This is a genomic window from Loigolactobacillus zhaoyuanensis, from assembly GCF_003946385.1.
GTDB lineage: Bacteria > Bacillota > Bacilli > Lactobacillales > Lactobacillaceae > Loigolactobacillus > Loigolactobacillus zhaoyuanensis.
In genome coordinates this window covers 67478-84754 of the sequence record NZ_RHOE01000001.1, presented here as the reverse complement: position 1 = coordinate 84754, position 17277 = coordinate 67478, and the positions used below count along the sequence as shown (strand labels likewise).

Below are 17277 nucleotides of genomic sequence, written 5' to 3'. Positions count from 1 at the left end.
GCGACAGTGACCATTCAACTACTACTCCGCCACTAAGGTAAGTTATTTGCATAAATCACAAATAACTTCTAATGCTTCGGACGTTGTCTATTCTTGTGGCAAAATTCATGCCGCAAGAAACATAGCAAGGCGAAAACCGCCCAGTTGAAACATGGCTCTACTCCACAATTAAGGTTGTTGATCAGCCTAAAACGCTGATCAACTTCTCTGCGCGGGATGGTAGCCATTATGTATTTAAGCTAGCCCGAACTCTTATTAATATTAGCATATCAACTAGTGATTTTAAAGCGCACAAAAGCTAAGATTCGCTTAATTATACCTGCTTGATTTTATAAGCCCTGCTTAAGAAATGACGAAAAAACTTGCAGGTAGCAGCGGCTTCACTTATGCTTTTAGACATAGAAGAAAACGTTGAGGTGGAAAGATTGACACGAATGATTAATTTTACCAAACGGCATTATCCACTATTACTTAGTTTTTGGCTACCTTTTTTGCTGATGGCCGGCTATTTCGCCGCCCGGCAAATGTTTCCCTTTGGCCATAGTAGTCTGTTGACCGTTGATCTCGGTCAACAATACATTGATTTTTTTGCTTTTTACCGCGACACCTTGCTCCACCACCCAAGCCAGATCCTATATTCCTTTAGTAAAGCGATCGGCGGCGATATGTTTGGCGTTTGGGCTTACTATTTGTTCAGCCCCTTTAATTTGTTACTTCTGCTAACACCGGGTAAATGGTTGACCGCCGGTATTATGCTGGTGACCTTATTAAAATACGGCTGTGCTGGCTTAAGTTTTGCCTGGCTGCTAAAGAAAACACAAACCGCACAAGGCTTTTATATTCCGGCGCTGGCCACTAGCTACGCCTTAATGGGTTGGATGATCGCCAATCAGCTTAATTTGATTTGGCTAGACGCGGTGGTTTTACTGCCGTTAATTATTTTGGCCGTAGAACGCTTATTTGCTGGTGCCAGTTATATCGGTTATAGCTTGATTTTAGCCGCCGCTTTGATCATTAATTATTACATGAGCTACATGATCTGTTTATTCCTTGCCACCTATATTTTATGGGCGCTGGCCCGTCATTTTGTTGATTGGCGCCAAACTTGGCGCACTTTTGGCAAATTTGTGCTCGGTTCGTTGCTGGGGGTGGCTACTGCGGCGTTAGTGCTGCTACCCACCCTTTATTCCCTGAGCCAAAGCAAGGGCCAATACACGGTAACTAAAATTAATTGGAAATTCGAGTACGCGCCAGTTAAAATGCTGTCTAAATTGGTGGTCGGTGCCTTTAATTTTGACCAAATGCCAACTGGTTTTCCCAATTTATTTGTCGGCTCAATCGTTCTCAGTGCTTTTTTATTGTATTTCGGTTTAAAAACGATTCGCTGGCGTGAACGCATTGCGGCGCTTTTGGTGACGGCGTTCTTATTTTTGTCATTGTGCTTTGAGCCACTAGATCTATTATGGCACGGAATGCAATTTCCGATTTGGTACCCCTACCGTTTCTCATTTGTGGTCAGTTTCTGGTTAGTTTGGCTAGCCGCGTTGAGTTTGAAACAGCTAACTCGGCTCCGTTTACCTGCAGGGATCGTTTTAACGTTGCTTTTTGGCGCTGGACTCTATTATGTTTGGACCAATTTAAAGCACTTCAATTATCTCGATCAAACGGCGGTCCGGCTAAGCTTATTGTTCAGCCTAATTGCCTTGGTGTTACTGGCCTTTAAGGCAATCCCGTCACCATTATTGCCCTTTACTATCTTAGCACTGGTGGTGGTCGAAATGGGCGCCAACGCCATTCTAAGCCTGAATCAAATCAGTTACGTCTCCCAGTCGGATTACGCGGATTATACTGCAGATCTAGTCAAGGCCGTCGATAAGGTCAAGCAACGCGCCAACACCAACGATTTTTATCGTTTGGAAAAAACCTTTATGCGGACTAAAAATGATTCAATGGAAGCCAACTATAATAGCGCCTCCCATTTTAGTTCTACCTTTGAATCGCGCATCCCTAACTTCATGGGCGAATTAGGCCAGCCGGCGGGGGACGGATTTATCGCCTACGCCAACGGTACGCTGTTTAGCGACGCTTTCTTGGGCATTAAATACTATCTCGCCCGCAATTTGGACTGGGTGGAATTAGGCGCTCGCAATAGCAATTCGCTGCTGCCACCGCTGACCGACAAGCCTGATTTAAGTTATTATAATCAGGTGGCGCAAACGCAGCAGGCAACGATCTATAAAAATCCTTACGCCTTAAGCTTAGGTTTTGCGGCTTCGGAGCAAATCTTGAAATCACAGACCAATACCAGCTACCCGACGATCTATCAGTCAAATGTGCTGAATGCCTTAACTGGGTCGCAAAGCTACTCGTCATTGTTTTCACCGCAGCTTTTTGCGACAGCTACTTACGATAATGTAAAGCAGCGTAAAGCGCCGCTGACCCAGACGTACCGTAAAATCAATAAAAAGAAAATCGGCACCATTACGTACAGCTTTACGCCCCAAACTAACGATCCTTATTATGTGACCATCGGTTCGAATTTAAATAGTAAAGCAGTTAGCTTCAGCGTCAATGGTAAAGCGGTGCAGCAATATGATACTTTCCGCGATACGGTAATGATCGATCTGGCAGCCAATCAAAAAAATAAACCGATCAAGCTGACAGTCACTTTAAATCAAAATGAAGTTTGGTTAAAGGATTTCCAACTTTACCATTTCGATACCGCCACCTTCAGTTCGGGTATCCGCCAATTGCAGGCTGCACCTTGGAAATTAACCAAGAATCAGAATATTAATCTTAGCGGCCAAATCAATATTACTAAAAAGCACCAAGTAATGATGACCACGATCCCGGCAGCAGCTGGGTGGCACGCCACCGTTGATCAAAAGCCTGTTAAAATCAAGCAAGCGCTGAATACCTTCATTGCGATTCCATTAAGCAAAGGTAGCCACACTGTTTCCTTGCACTACTGGCCCCCTTACTTGAATCTCGGTTTGACGATCACTGGTGCAACGCTAGCCATCGATGGGCTCTACGCCTACTACCTGTACCGCAAACGCAAGGCACACATTAATTAGTGTCGCTAAATACCTAACTTAGGATTAAGGTTATTTCTAAAGATTGACTAAAATCAGAGTCAGTTAACTTCCATTCCGTCGCCAGCAGGCAATGGTTGAGCATTTAACAATTGATTGTTTACGTGGCAAAGTCAGTGATAAACAGAACGTAAAACACCGGCAAAACAGTTGAGAGACTGCTTTGCCGGTGTTTTGATTTCATCTAATCTACTAAGTGTCCGTTAATCCTAATTGAACTAGCTAAGACGATTAAACTAACTAATTAAATAGTGTTCTAAAACTGCCAAGGTGAAATGAAACAAAACAAAATCTGACTTAGCCAATCTTTTGGAAAGAGCCTTAATTCTAAAGCTAAGTCTTTTTTAATCTGCAATTTTATGTTTTAACGCATAAATAGCGGCCTGAGTCCGATCATCCACCTGCAGTTTAGATAGAATATTTGAAACATGAGTCTTAACGGTCTTCAAGGTGATGAATAACTCGTCCGCAATTTCCTGATTACTTTTACCTTGGGCGATTAATTTAAGAACTTCAGTTTCACGTTTAGTTAGATCTTCATACAAATTAGGTTCAGGCCGCTGGGTCAATCGATGCATCATTTTAGTCGTCACTTCAGGCTCTAAAACTGATTCGCCTTTATTAGTCGCTCGAATCGCATCCGCAATTTCAGCTGCAGTCGATGTTTTCAGAATATAACTTTTAGCACCGGCTTCGATGGCGGGGTAAACTTTTTCATCGTCGATAAAACTGGTCACGATCAAGATACGTGCTTCCGGCCAGGCCGCCATGATTTTTTGGGTAGATTCAATGCCATCCATCACGTCCATCACTAAATCCATCATGATCACGTCGGGGCGCAATTCCAGCGCCTTATCAAAACCGATCTGGCCATTTTCTGCTTCGCCAACCACTTCAATATCGTCTTGGACGGCTAAGTAGCTAGCTACGCCGATCCGCACCATTTCATGATCATCCACCAATAATACTTTTATCAACAAAATCCACTTCCCATTCATCGTTAAATTCGTTTTTTACCCAAAATTGCTACAGCGATGCATCACTTTGTGCTTTTGTGTCGCGAACCAGTGGCACGCGAATTTCAACACTAGTCCCTTGCTTAGGAAAACTGATTATTTTAGCAGTGCCGCCAATGCTGGCCGTCCGTTCACGAATATTATTTAAGCCGTAGCTACCAGCATGGTTCCCTTTTTGCATGTCGAAGCCGATACCATCGTCGACCACCTTTAAAATAACCATTTGTTCAACTTGCTTTAAGTATACTTCAAGTGACTTGGCTTGGGAATGGCGTAATGTATTGGACAGCAATTCCTGAACGATGCGGAACAAGTTATCCTCAACGCCGCTGGATAGCTTCACATCACTGATATCCCACTGCATTTTCAGTTGAATCTTAGTGGTTAATTCCTTAAGTAATTGAATGATTCCTTGGCGCAACGACTTGCCCTCTAAGCTAATTGGCCGCAAGTGCAACAGCAAGGCGCGCATTTCCGACTGAGCTTCATTAATGATCGTTTCGACCAATTTTAATTGCTTAGTCAATTGCACCGTTTTTTCCGGTTTACCAGCGATTTCATTTAAAGCCGATAGCATCATCATTGCGGCAAATAACTGCTGACTGACCGAGTCATGCAGTTCGCGGGCCAACCGATGGCGCTCTTGCGTTAGGATTTCTTCTTTATTGGCGCCATCAACTAGTTGTGGCCGATTGCTGTAAGTTTGGATCTCCTGTTGTAAGCTGATCATTTTTTGGCGCAACCGTTCCACGCTAGCATCAAGATCAAAGGCGGCCGTATTGGTCGTTGTCATTTGAAAAATATCAGCCTCATATTGACCGCTGCCTAATAAAGCCAATTTTGATTCGATTTGCCGCCATTGTTGCCGCATTAAAAGGTAAAAGATCGTCGTCACAATAGCGCCGATCAGTAGCGATCCCATGATCAAATAGATATAAAGTGGAATATACATCAATCGTGCCGTAAACAACGTGATCAGCCAATCAGCTTGGTTGACTGCATAAAAATAAGAGAAAAATAACGCGTTCAGCAAAATAAACGATAACAAACTTGTTATCGCAAACAAAAAGCCTTGTGACCGCTTATTCATACGAAGATCACCTCTAAATCACCAATAAAAACATTGGTCAGCAGTTTGATCCGCCGTTGATTTTCGTCGTAATCGTCGCTGTAAAGTTTCAACGCAGTATTACTCATTTTATATTGTTTATTATTAAAGGTCACGCTACCGATCAATGCCGTATGATCCAGCATCACTGCCGTCCCAATCGGCACTAACACACGTGTGCGGCCTACGCCTTTACGGATCACGATCGTATTATCTGCTTTAGGTAACAATGTGTTGCCTAAATCAACGATCGTATCCCCCGCCACTAAAACTAAATTAATATCGTTCCATTCAAAAACATCGGTACCGATCGTTTGATTACCAAACCAACTGGCCTGCATGGTGTGACCATCATGCTCATTAGGGTCGCAAGTTTTCACCGCATGGAACGCTTTTTTATTCCAAGGTAACCAGCGCAAGCGCTGCCGGTGTTCACGCCAATCATAGCCCTGGGTCAGGGTAAAGAAAATGGCGACGATCAACATCAACCAAATCGTTGGGTTAGTCAATAACGTGATCGCGATCGATAAAATCCCAAACAGCCAGAAAAAACTAGTAAAAAACCGCCGCTGCTTACTTTTATTGGCTGCATGTAAACTTAAAACGCCTAATACCAAAAAAACTAACGACGGCGCATTAGAAAAAATTTGCCAGCCTAAAGTGATCAGTAAAACGGCCTCAATAATCAAAAATATCCGCCAAGGTCCTAGTCGCAAAGTACGCCCCCCTATTCATTATTAAGGTTAAGTTTCGTGAGCGAAACATCTATTAGTTGAAGCTTTCATTTAATATTTTGAATAAACTTAGTATACACGGAAAACATGCTTTTGGCGCTTCGCTTTAGTCGCAACTATAATCAGCCTTTAGACTGATTTTGCTGAATAACTGACTTAAAGGCGCCACAAAAAACGGGCTGCACGGTAGACTAGCCACCACGCATCCCGCATTTTGTTTGATCACTTATTCTAGTTTACGCCGTTACTTTAGTGATCTTAACTTTCATTTCGCCGCCTGGTGTCGCAATGGCAACTTCATCGCCAGTATGCTGGCCGATCAATGCTTTCGCAATGGGTGAGTCATTACTGATTTTACCAGCGAAGGGATCTGATTCAGCGGCACCAACGATCGTATAACTTTCTTCTTCATCATCGCCGACTTCAACGAAAGAAACAGTTTTGCCGACCGCAATTTCATCAGCCGCGATTGCATTACTATCAACGACTACCGCATAATGCAGCTGGTTTTCGATCGTTGCGATCTGGCCTTCAAGTAAACTTTGTTCGTTTTTAGCTGATTCATATTCTGAATTTTCTGATAAGTCACCAAAACTGCGCGCGATCTTGATCCGCTCAACAATTTCAGGACGTTTGTTAACTTTTAGATCTTCTAATTCTGCTTCTAGTTTTGTTTTACCTTCTGCAGTCATTTGAAATTCTTGTTCTGCCATGTTTGTTTCCTCCACCTATTATTAATTGTAGCTCTAAATGTACGGCTTACAGCTAAATTTTATGCCAATAAGCGTACCATGCGCCGCTATGCTTGTAAATAACTTATGATCAAATTATTTACCACGCTGCACCAAAATTGAATTCACCTTAGTGATCAAAAGATCGATGGCTACTTGGTTAGCGCCACCTTCAGGAACGATCAAATCAGCGTAGCGCTTGGTCGGCTCAACGAATTGATGATACATCGGTTTCACCGTGGTCAAATACTGTGTGATCACACTTTCAAGCGTCCGCCCACGATCTTTTATATCCCGCTCGATCCGCCGAATGACTCGCACATCATCATCCGTATCAACGAATACTTTAATATCCATTAAATCCCGCAGCCGCGGGTCATCAAGAATCAATACACCTTCAACAATGATCACTTCTTTAGGTTGCTGCAAAATCGTTTCTGTACTGCGATTGAATAATTTATAATCGTAAACCGGCTTTTCAATTGCCTGATAATGCAGTAATTTCTCTAAATCAGCAATCAAGCGCGGCGTATCAAACGCTAAAGGATGATCATAGTTGACCGCCCGACGCTGCGCCATAGTCATCTCAGTTTGATCATTATAGTATGCATCTTGTTCCAGCAACAAAATTGAATTGTCCGCAAAATGATCAAAAATTGCGCGTGAAACAGTTGTCTTGCCGGACGCCGTGCCTCCAGTGACTCCAATAACGATTGGTTTAGCTGGCTGTTCTTCCGTCATTATTCGCCCTCCAAAATAGATTAACGTGTCACTTCATACTGCAAAAAACAGCCAAGAATTTTCCTGACTGTTTTAAGTCTAATTGTCATCGCCGTTTTTAGTTTGAATACCATTATTAGTCGAAGTATGCTCCTCAAAAGTTTGTGAGTAGTAAACTTTTCCTGTTTTTAAATCAGCGACAAAGTATAGATAATCCTGGTCGCGGTCGGTTGGCTGCAAGACAGCCTGGATCGAATCCTTACTAGGATTGTTAAACGGACCTGGACCATAACCCGTATTTTTATACAAGTTATACGGTGACTTCACCGCTAGATCCTTATTATACAAATGTTTTTTGTGTGTATTTAAAGCGTACATAACTGAAATGTCAGATTGCAACGGCATATCGGTATCAATACGGTTAAAGAAGACGCCGGCAATTTTAGCCCGATCAGTCGAGTTATTACCTTCACGTTCGACCAGCGACGCTAAAGTCAGCACCTGCTGGACAGACAGATCTTTGGCTTTGATCTGCTTGTAATAAGGCTGCATGACCAAATCAGTTTTCTCGACCATATTGGTGACTAACTCTTTCAGGCTCATCCCTTGATAGTAATCATAAGTCGCGGGATAGAGATAACCTTCTAAGTGGTAACGAACACCACTTTGTGCCATCGACGAGCTAAGCAATTCTGGATACTTCTTAGCTAACTTCTGCATAAAGGTTTGATCCTTCATTAAGGCTAAGAATTGTTTCTTCGAGAAATGCGTCGCTTTAGCCACCGAAGTGCCCACTTGTTCTACCGTTGCGCCTTCCTTGATCAGCACACGATATTGACTGGTTTGACTACCGCCATCCGCCAATTTCTTAGTGACCTCGGCCAACGACATCGAAGGCTTTAAATTATAAAACCCAGTTTGAAATTCGGAAAAATTATGTGACTTAACGTAATAATTGAAGATCATCGCGTTTTTGATCACTTTTTCATTAGCTAAAATAGCACCAATTTGCTTGTTCGTTGCGCCCATTGGAATTTTAACGACGACCGTTTTATTGTTATCACTATCATAGGCTTGCAACGAAGAATGAACAAAGTTTGCCCCTAACAGTCCGATAACAACGACTAGCAAAACTAAAATACCGACGATCCAATAAACAATTTTATCAACTACTTTTTTTTCAGCAACGCGTTCTTCCGCTAATTTTTCCGCTGCCGCTTCAAGTTGCTGTTTATCTTTACTTTGATGGTCAGGCCGATGTTCGCCACGATTACCCAAAGCAAAACCTCCCTTATTTACTAATACAAACTTGATAAGTTGTTGGCTATGCTTTCCACGCAAACAAACTTGACCGAGCAGTATTTGTACAATGCCTTAAACATTATACAAAAAATTTCAATTAAATGCACCTGTCCATCTGGAAATTAATAAAATCGCTAACTTATTAAGTGGTGGCCACATCAAAAAAAGAGGACCAACCTAGCGAATCGTTGCGGCGTGTTCAGTTTGTAAGGCAGCGACCACTTTGGCAAAAGCTTCATTGACCTGATCATCAGTTAGTGTCGCCGCTGTATTTTGATAAGTTAAGGTGTATGCCAATGATTTTTTACCGGTATCGATATGCGCGCCTGCGTATAGATCAAACAATTGTACAGCGCTTAGATAGGACCCACCATTTTCGCGAATAGTCGCTGTTAACGCAGCATTAGTCACTGACTCATCAACAACTAAGGCGATATCACGCGTGATCGCTGGGTACCGGGGTACGGCGTGGTACATCACGGTTTGTTGTTCCAAGGCCAACAACTGTTCTAAATCTAACTGGAACACATAAGTCGCTGGTAAACGATATTGCTGACTGACCCGTGGATGGACCTGGCCCAAGAAACCGACAACTTGATTACCAACCAAAATATCCGCAGTTCGACCAGGATGCATGTCTTGATGGCGTGCTGTAGCAGCGAATTCTGGGGTGGTCGTCAAATTGAATTCAGCTAAGGTCGACTCCACTAACCCTTTTAATTGATAAAAATCTACCGGCTGTGCTGGCTGATTCCACGTTGCAGTCTGCCAGTCACCAGTGATCGCACCGGCTAAATATTCTAGCTCATGGGGCCGTACAGTGGCTTGATGCTGCTTCAAGAACACGCGCCCTTGTTCATATAAGGCAACATTTTGTTGCTTGCGTGCCGCGTTGTACGCTAGATCATCCAACAGGCCACTCACTAAGTTCATCCGCAAAGTTGCGTGGTCAACCGTCATCGGCCAATCAACACTAGTTGGTTGGCTGGCAGTTAACTGGAAGGCATTCGCTTTATCAGGTGTGGTCAGCGCATAACTGAGTGCCTGGCTCAACCCGTTAGCTTCTAGTGTGGCCTCTAAGTGGCGGATCAGCTGCTGCCGCTCCGTTAATAAGCCCGGCGTCGAAGCGCTAGCCGTCAATGTTTCTGGCAAACGATCGTAACCGTAAAGCCGAGCAACTTCTTCGATCAGATCCGCTTCGATGGCGATATCCCAACGGCGTGGTGGCACACTGACCGTAAATATGCCAGCTGCTTCAGTCACGCCGAAACCTAAACGTTCAAAAATAGCTTTAACTTCTGCTGTAGTGATCGTGGTGCCTAACACACGGTTGATCCGTTCAGTCGACACATTAACTGTTACATCTGCTGGCTTTAAAACTGTTGGTGATACGCGACCAGCTAAGACAGTGGCGTCGGCCAAATCAGCCATCAAACTAGCAGCATCGTCTAACGCCGTCAAAACAGTTGCTGTGTTGACGCCCTTTTCAAAACGCGATGACGCTTCACTACGTAAATTATAGCGTTGCGCTGTTTTCCGAATATGGGTCGGTTCAAAAACGGCTGACTCCAAGATCACCGTTGTTGTCTCGTTCGTGATCTCAGAATCCAAGCCGCCCATTACGCCGGCTAAGTTCAATACGTCAGCCCCATTAGTGATCACGATGTCATCTTCGGTTAGATCACGTTCCTTACCGTCCAAAGTTGTTAGTGTTTCATCAGCTTGGGCCCGCCGAACTTCGATCGTTTGGCCGCCAATTTTGGCGTAATCAAATGCGTGCAGTGGTTGCCCATAGTCGAGCATGATCAGATTGGTAATATCGACTACATTATTGATTGGGCGCACGCCAGCGTTCCATAAACGCCGCTGTAGCCACAGTGGGCTAGGTTTGATCGTCACATTTTCCAATACGCGTAAGTTATAACTTGGCGCATCGGCAACGTCGGTCACTTGTGCCTGCAAAACAGCACTAGCTTTTTTGGTAGCTTCCGTTAGCGCAACCTTAGGAAAATGAACGGCTTGCGCATAAATTGCGGCAACTTCATGGGCCACGCCGCGAACACTGAGTGCATCAGCCCGGTTAGGCGTGATCTCTAAGTCTAAAATAGCGTCGTCCATGCCTAGATAAGCATAAACTGGCTGGCCAACTTCGGCATCAGCTGGTAAAACATAAATGCCATCCGCGTATACTTGTGGTGTCACGTCATCGCTGAAGCCAATTTCTTGTAAGGCACAGATCATGCCGTTAGAAATTTCACCACGTAATTTACCTTTTTTAATTTTTTCATTGTTAGCGATCCGTGAACCAGGTAACGCCACGATCACTTTTTGACCAGCCGCTACGTTAGGCGCGCCACAAACGATCTGGACGGTTTCGTCAGCGCTGATCTGAACTTGACACAATTGTAAATGATCAGAATCAGGATGTGGTTTGGTTGATTCAACGTAACCAACCACGATTTTTTTCAATCCAGCATCGGGATGCTTAACTCCGTCAACTTCAATGCCGGTCAACGTTACTTTATTGGCCAATTCCTCTGGGGTCATATCAAGATCAACATATTCTTTTAACCATTTATACGAAATTTTCATACGTTAAATTCCCTTCTCATTAAAAAGTACTGTCATAGCTGCAAAACTAGACATAATGCGACATTGTCACTAAATCAGTTAGAACTGCAATTGCAGCTACTTAAATTGACTGAGAAAACGAACATCATTTTGGTAGAATTGGCGAATATCGTCGATTCCGTATTTCAACATCGCAAAACGATCGATGCCGAGGCCAAAAGCGAAGCCGCCGTATTTTGCAGGGTCAACGCCAGCCGCTTTTAAGACGTTGGGGTGCGTCATGCCAGCACCTAAGACTTCGATCCAGCCAGAGTACTTGCACACATCACAGCCGGCACCATTACACTTGAAACAAGAAATATCGACTTCGACAGACGGTTCCGTAAATGGAAAATAACTTGGCCGGAAACGAATTTCACGTTCAGCGCCAAAGAATTCACGAATGGCAAAGGATAATGTACCCTTCAAATCAGCCATCGTCACGTTTTCACCAATATATTGGCCTTCCATTTGGAAAAATTGATGGGAGTGCGTCGCATCATCGGTATCGCGGCGATAAACGCGCCCAGGGCCGATCATTTTCATTGGGCCAGTACTAAAATCATGCTGCTCCAGCGTCCGTGCTTCATCAGGCGACATATGGGTCCGCAATAAAATATCTTGATTGATGTAGAACGTATCCTGCATATCACGCGCAGGATGGTCTTTAGGCATATTTAATTTTTCAAAGTTATACTTTTCCTCTTCAACTTCGTAGCCCAGAACCACCTTGAAACCCATCCCTAAAAAGACAGATTCTAAGCGTTCAACGGTTTGCATGATCACATGATGACTACCCATTTTAACTGGCGTGCCTGGCAAAGTGACATCCAAAGTTTCTTGAGCCAGCTGGCGTTCAATTTTAGCCGCTTCCAGTGCTTGCTTGCGCGTTTCGATCGATTCAGTCAAAGCATCGCGCACTTTGTTAGCAAAACTACCAACAGCTGGTCGTTCTTCCTTAGTTAAATCGCGCATTCCGCGCAAAACTTCAGTAATTGGTCCTTTTTTACCTAGTAAATTAACCCGAATATCATTTAACTGTTTTAAATCAGCGCTTTTTTCGATTTCTGTAATACCTTGTTTTTGCAAAGCAATCAGCTTATCTTGTAAACTACTCATAAATTAAGCTCCTTTTTCATTTTCTATAATTGGGTACAAAAAAAGCCTGATCCCAAAATCAAGGGACGAGGCTTCGCGTTACCACCCTAGTTCATAAGCAAACTAATTGCCTACACACTCAGTCAGGGTAACGGTCTGTGCCGGAACTTCTTTTGTATTTACGCCCAAAGTCGACTCCGGAAGTGAATTCGGCGCCAGGTACTGATCGTTTTCACATTAACTAAACGATTTTCTGTGCTGACCTGTTACGCGTACTATTTTCCATCAATGTCTTTCTTGGTATATTCTAACATATCCGGCTTGTTCGTCAACACCTTAAGCTAATTCCTTCACGCATTCTTCTGCGTCTAACCAAGTATCAGCCCAGCCGTGGACAGCATCCATGACTTGTTTCAAATCTTGACCCTGCGTCGTTAACGCATATTCGATTAAGGCAGAATCAGCATAAGTGCAGCGCTCAACAATACCTTCTTGTTCTAATTCTTTCAGCCGCTCAACTAGGACACGATCAGAACACTTCGGTACCTTTAGAGCTAAGTCTTTAAAACGCTGTGTTCCCTCTTCTAACAAGACATCAACGATCAAACCGTTCCATTTTTTGCCTAAAATTGTAAACGTCTTTTGAAATTTTGGGCATAAATGAAATTGTGTGGTTTGACAGTCAGCCACCGTTTTTTCTGTCATAGTTCTCACCTCGTAAGACAGTTTAGCATGCTTACTCAAAGTAAGTCAAAACAAAAGAACGCCTGAATGCTATTATTTTCATTACTTTTCAGAAAAATGTTATAATAAGCTTAGATTAAAGCTCAAACCTTGTTGCAGCATACATATAATGATTGAATTAATTTTAATTAGGTGTGGAGGGATAGAGATGTTACAAAATTATCAGGATATTCTAGTCGCCGTTGATGGTTCCGCGCAAGCGCAGCAAGCTTTTGCTAAAGCCGTTCGCATTGCTAAATTAAATCAAGGTCATCTATTACTGCTTAATGTTTTAGATATTTGGAATAAAAATTACGAGTTCCAACCTGACGCCGAAAATGACAATTTCACTCAGAAAATTTTTGACCAAACGCAAAACTACCTCAAAGTTCTGCAACAAGAAGCTACCCAACTTGGCGTAACCAACTGTGACATCCATATTCGGTTCGGTAATCCCAAAAAGATCATCGCCCACGAATTCAGCCAGGATCATCAAGTCGATCTGATCGTACTGGCGGCCACCGGTAAAAATGCGCTGACCCGCACCTTAACCGGCTCGGTAACTGATTACGTCACCCGCAACGCGCAGCTGGACGTATTAACGGTTCGCACTGATATCGATAATCGACCGATTTTTTAAAACTAACAAAAAAGAATCACTGCAAAAAATGAACTTTTGTAGTGATTCTTTTTAACTAGCGCAAAATTATTTTGCAACCTAATTGACTGATTTACTTTTAGTGGTTAATTTTAACATCCGCTGCTTCAGACCGCGACTTGATTTTTGTAATTCTGGCACTGCAAATTCATCAATGGCGCAATAATCATCAACCAACGACACGATCATACTTTCCATGTAGCGTGGTGGCGCAACGGTTGCACCCCACATATGCTTAATAATAATATCTTTTTCTTTTTTAGATAGATCAGTTATTTTTTCAGCATTGCGCAAAGCGATTCGTGGATGAACGTAAGCGTGGGTGCCCATATCAAACTTAGTCGTGCGCCAGTCATAATAAAACAAATCATGTAACAGGCCACCGCGTGCAGTTGCACGAGTATCTAAATGTAATTTTTTAGCGATCAAATAGCTCCGATAAGAAACATTTAAGGAATGTTCCAATCGATTAGAAAAATGATGTTGGGTATAATCAGCTAAGCGCTGTACCGCATCAGTCGCCAGTAAATCAGCGATTTCGTCCATATATGCTTGGTCATCTTGCCAGTTAAGTTTTTTGGTCATTCAACGACTGCCTCTCTTATTGAAATTAGCTAAGTAAATGACTTAGCATAACGACAGACTAAAATAATAATCAAAATACGATCACAACAATTAACACAGCTAGCATAACCTATTTAATCACATTTGACTAGATTTTCATGTTGAACGTAATCTATTCTTAATTTTTGAGTTGAAATAGTAAAATTCCTGCCGCAATTGCAACATTTAATGACTCGGCGCGACCTTGGATCGGAATGTAGAGATTCTGATCCGTTTGGGCCAGCAAATCGATCTGCATGCCATTGCCTTCATTACCCATGATCAACGCAAAATTTTGTTGCGCCGGCACCTGATGAAAATCAACTGCAGCTGGATTTAGTTCACTACCGAAAATCGGCACTTGGGCCGCCTTAAACGCAGCCAGCCAATCTGCTAAATCGCCTTGATAAATTGGAATATGAAAATGGCTGCCTTGCATTGCACGCAACACCTTATCACTGTACAGGTCCGCGCTGCCTTGACCCAGCACCACGCCTGCTAAACCTGCAGCATCAGCGGTACGGGCCATGGTACCAATATTACCTGGATCCTGCACCCCATCCAATAACAACCAAGTTCCAGTATAGGTTTGTGGCAATTGTTCTTGCGGCAACGGTAAGACCGCAAAAATTCCTTGCGTGGTCACGGTGGCGCCTAAAGCCTGTGCCACCGCTGGCGTTACCCAATAAGTGGGTACCTGACTAGGCAGCCATGATTCCTGTTGAAAATCAGTGGTCGCCAAGATCATCGTCAGTGGCTGCTGAGCGTTGACGGCTTCGCGTACTAAATGAACACCTTCCAATAAGTATCGTTGTTGTTCCTCACGATTTTTTTTGCGCGTTAATTTGCGTAAACTTTTAATTAATTCATTTTTAGGACTAGTGATCACAGTCATCACTTGGCTCCTCTCAATTATATTTATGCCAAACTTTCTCAATTATCTTACTACAATTAACCAGCAGAACCTAGCGCTAAAATTGGATTCATCGGAAAACTGGCAGCTAAGCGTTAAATTTCATATAATGGACCATGAGTCACTTGCTATCAAAAATCAATCAATAAAATATAATAAATTAGGGAGGAATTAGCATGCGTCGAGTTAGTTTAATTGTTACCGGCCGCGTACAAGGCGTCGGTTTTCGCTACGCCACTAAAATGGTTGCCGATAAGGTTGGGGTCACGGGTATCGTGCGTAATCTGCTGGATGGCACCGTTTATATCGAAGCACGTGGCCACGACAAAGCTGTCGCTAAATTTATTCAAACGATTCAAAATGGACCATCACCTTACGCCAAGGTGACGCACGTTGATCTGACTGAATTAGCCACTGATAAAAATTACCGTGATTTTGCCGTCACCAACTAAAGTCTGATTGAAAAATGTTGCCGCTTCAAGTATAGTAGTAGAAGACTTTATTGGATCATTTTGCTAATGATATATTTTTCATAAAAATGATTTTCGTCGCACCAAAGCATATCAGCGCACTTAGCTGATAAGCTACCTAAATTGCGAAGTAGAGCCATGTTTCAACTTGGCGATTTTTGCCTTGCTATGTTTCTTGCGGTGACCGAAACGATGTGAGTTGAGGAAACGCAGTTGTGGACTTTGCAACTACGCTCCTTAGGCTTTGCCACAAGAATAGACAGCGTCCGTAGCATCAAAAGATATTTGTGAATTGTACAAATATCTTACCTTCGTTGCGAAGTAGTAGTTGAATGGTCATCGTCCGTAGCATCAAGGCTTTTCAGCGTACTTAACTGATAAGCTACCTAAATTGCGAAGTAGAGCCATGTTTCAACTTGGCGATCTTCGCCTTAGTTGAATGGTCATCGTCCGTAGCATCAAGGCTTATCAGTGTACTTAACTGATAAGCTACCTAAATTGCGAAGTAGAAAGGAACTAAACTTACAACATGAAGCGCACAAAACGTCTGCTCAGTTATGGCGGACTTTTCACGGTATTGACCTTACTATTGTCTGCTTGTTCAAACACACAAACCCACAGACAGCCACCAACAGGCTTTCTTTACGGTCCCATTTATCATTGGTTAGGGTTGCCAATGCAACACTTGATCACTTGGATCGCTAACTTATTCGGTAACCCACCTGATTATGGTTGGGCGATCTTACTGATCACTTTGATCGTACGCTTGGTCTTATTACCGTTAATGCTTAGCCAATCTAAAAGTACATTGCGCCAGCAACATCGGCGTGAGGCGATCAAACCGCAATTAGATGACATCCAAAAGCGGCAAGCGGCAGCCACAACGCCTGAAGAAAAGTCAGCTTTAAGCCAAGAAATGATGGCGACGATGAAGGCCAATGGCGTCAGTATGACTGGTGGTATCGGTTGTTTACCGATGCTGATCCAATTGCCGGTCTTCTCCGCCCTTTATATGGCGATTCAATACAGTCCAGCTATTTTTAAAACGACTTTCTTAGGCATCAGTTTAGGTCAAACTAATATTGTCGTTGCCGTCTTGGCCGGCCTTACTTATGTGGTGCAAGGCTATCTATCACTGATCGGCTTACCAGAAAGTCAGAAAAAGCAAATGCAGACCATGATGATGATGAGCCCAGCAATGACCTTCTTCATCGCTTTAGTTTCACCAGCCGGCTTAGGCCTTTACTTCTTTGCTGGTGGGATTTTGGCCATCTTCCAAACCTTGATCACTAACTTCTATTACATGCCTCGCATCAAAGCAGAAGTTGCAGCAGATATTAAAAAGAATCCACCAAAGCCGGTTAAGGCGGTTGAAACACCTACTAAACCAAAACCTGTACCAAAGCCAGTGACTACCACAACGACTAAACCTAGCCGTAATCGTAACGCTGGGAAACAACATAAGTAAGCAAAAAGCACTTGATCGAGACGATGAT

15 protein-coding genes and 1 other annotated feature are annotated in these 17277 nt (G+C 43.2%); of the genes, 4 read left to right on the top strand and 11 right to left on the bottom strand.

What is annotated here, in order from left to right; genetic code table 11:
- Positions 1 to 434: 434 nt before the first annotated feature.
- Entirely contained in the window at positions 435 to 3077 is a 2643-nt protein-coding gene (locus EKM76_RS00415) for a YfhO family protein (protein ID WP_125548713.1), read from the top strand.
- 362 nt (positions 3078 to 3439) lie between these two features.
- On the opposite strand, the gene EKM76_RS00410 is transcribed toward EKM76_RS00415, so the two are convergent.
- The 9 genes from EKM76_RS00410 to EKM76_RS00370 all read right to left on the bottom strand — a co-directional run bounded on the left by EKM76_RS00410 (position 3440) and on the right by EKM76_RS00370 (position 13119).
- Positions 3440 to 4072, bottom strand: coding sequence for a LuxR C-terminal-related transcriptional regulator (locus tag EKM76_RS00410; RefSeq protein WP_125548712.1), 633 nt, complete (start codon positions 4070 to 4072; stop codon positions 3440 to 3442).
- Between the two features lie 49 nt (positions 4073 to 4121).
- On the bottom strand, positions 4122 to 5201 hold the full coding sequence (locus EKM76_RS00405) for a sensor histidine kinase (protein WP_125548692.1): 1080 nt from the start codon (positions 5199 to 5201) through the stop codon (positions 4122 to 4124).
- Positions 5198 to 5935, bottom strand: coding sequence for a cell wall-active antibiotics response protein LiaF (gene liaF, locus EKM76_RS00400; RefSeq protein WP_125548691.1), 738 nt, complete (start codon positions 5933 to 5935; stop codon positions 5198 to 5200). The genes EKM76_RS00405 and liaF overlap by 4 nt, the downstream gene beginning before the upstream one ends.
- A gap of 254 nt (positions 5936 to 6189) precedes the next feature.
- On the bottom strand, positions 6190 to 6666 hold the full coding sequence (gene greA, locus EKM76_RS00395; protein ID WP_125548690.1) for a transcription elongation factor GreA: 477 nt from the start codon (positions 6664 to 6666) through the stop codon (positions 6190 to 6192).
- A gap of 114 nt (positions 6667 to 6780) precedes the next feature.
- Positions 6781 to 7425 (bottom strand): uridine kinase, encoded by a 645-nt coding sequence (udk, locus tag EKM76_RS00390; RefSeq protein ID WP_125548689.1) that lies wholly within the window; start codon positions 7423 to 7425, stop codon positions 6781 to 6783.
- Between the two features lie 78 nt (positions 7426 to 7503).
- Positions 7504 to 8682: an endolytic transglycosylase MltG gene (gene mltG / locus EKM76_RS00385; RefSeq protein ID WP_125548688.1), complete on the bottom strand. Its 1179-nt coding sequence runs from the start codon at positions 8680 to 8682 to the stop codon at positions 7504 to 7506.
- A gap of 201 nt (positions 8683 to 8883) precedes the next feature.
- The gene (pheT, locus tag EKM76_RS00380; RefSeq protein WP_125548687.1) at positions 8884 to 11298 is read right to left on the bottom strand and encodes a phenylalanine--tRNA ligase subunit beta; all 2415 of its coding nucleotides are present in this window, start codon (positions 11296 to 11298) and stop codon (positions 8884 to 8886) included.
- 96 nt (positions 11299 to 11394) lie between these two features.
- Positions 11395 to 12435: a phenylalanine--tRNA ligase subunit alpha gene (pheS, locus tag EKM76_RS00375; RefSeq protein ID WP_125548686.1), complete on the bottom strand. Its 1041-nt coding sequence runs from the start codon at positions 12433 to 12435 to the stop codon at positions 11395 to 11397.
- A 58-nt stretch (positions 12436 to 12493) separates the two neighbouring features.
- Positions 12494 to 12712 (bottom strand) — a binding site (T-box leader).
- A gap of 38 nt (positions 12713 to 12750) precedes the next feature.
- Positions 12751 to 13119, bottom strand: coding sequence for a winged helix-turn-helix transcriptional regulator (locus EKM76_RS00370; protein WP_125548685.1), 369 nt, complete (start codon positions 13117 to 13119; stop codon positions 12751 to 12753).
- A 187-nt stretch (positions 13120 to 13306) separates the two neighbouring features.
- Here EKM76_RS00370 and EKM76_RS00365 point away from each other — a divergent pair, with 187 nt between their 5' ends.
- A complete protein-coding gene (locus EKM76_RS00365; RefSeq protein WP_125548684.1) occupies positions 13307 to 13777 on the top strand; it encodes a universal stress protein in 471 nt (156 codons plus the stop codon).
- A gap of 78 nt (positions 13778 to 13855) precedes the next feature.
- Here EKM76_RS00365 and EKM76_RS00360 read toward each other — a convergent pair whose 3' ends face one another.
- Positions 13856 to 14380: an HD domain-containing protein gene (locus tag EKM76_RS00360; RefSeq protein WP_125548683.1), complete on the bottom strand. Its 525-nt coding sequence runs from the start codon at positions 14378 to 14380 to the stop codon at positions 13856 to 13858.
- A 157-nt stretch (positions 14381 to 14537) separates the two neighbouring features.
- Positions 14538 to 15293 (bottom strand): TrmH family RNA methyltransferase, encoded by a 756-nt coding sequence (locus EKM76_RS00355; protein WP_125548682.1) that lies wholly within the window; start codon positions 15291 to 15293, stop codon positions 14538 to 14540.
- A 194-nt stretch (positions 15294 to 15487) separates the two neighbouring features.
- On the opposite strand from EKM76_RS00355, the gene EKM76_RS00350 reads away from it, so the two are divergent.
- Together EKM76_RS00350 and yidC are read left to right on the top strand one after the other, a co-directional pair.
- Positions 15488 to 15763, top strand: a complete 276-nt coding sequence (locus EKM76_RS00350) for an acylphosphatase (RefSeq protein WP_125548681.1) — start codon at positions 15488 to 15490, stop codon at positions 15761 to 15763.
- Positions 15764 to 16310: 547 nt separating this feature from the next.
- A complete protein-coding gene (gene yidC, locus EKM76_RS00345; protein WP_125548680.1) occupies positions 16311 to 17249 on the top strand; it encodes a membrane protein insertase YidC in 939 nt (312 codons plus the stop codon).
- Positions 17250 to 17277 lie beyond the last annotated feature (28 nt).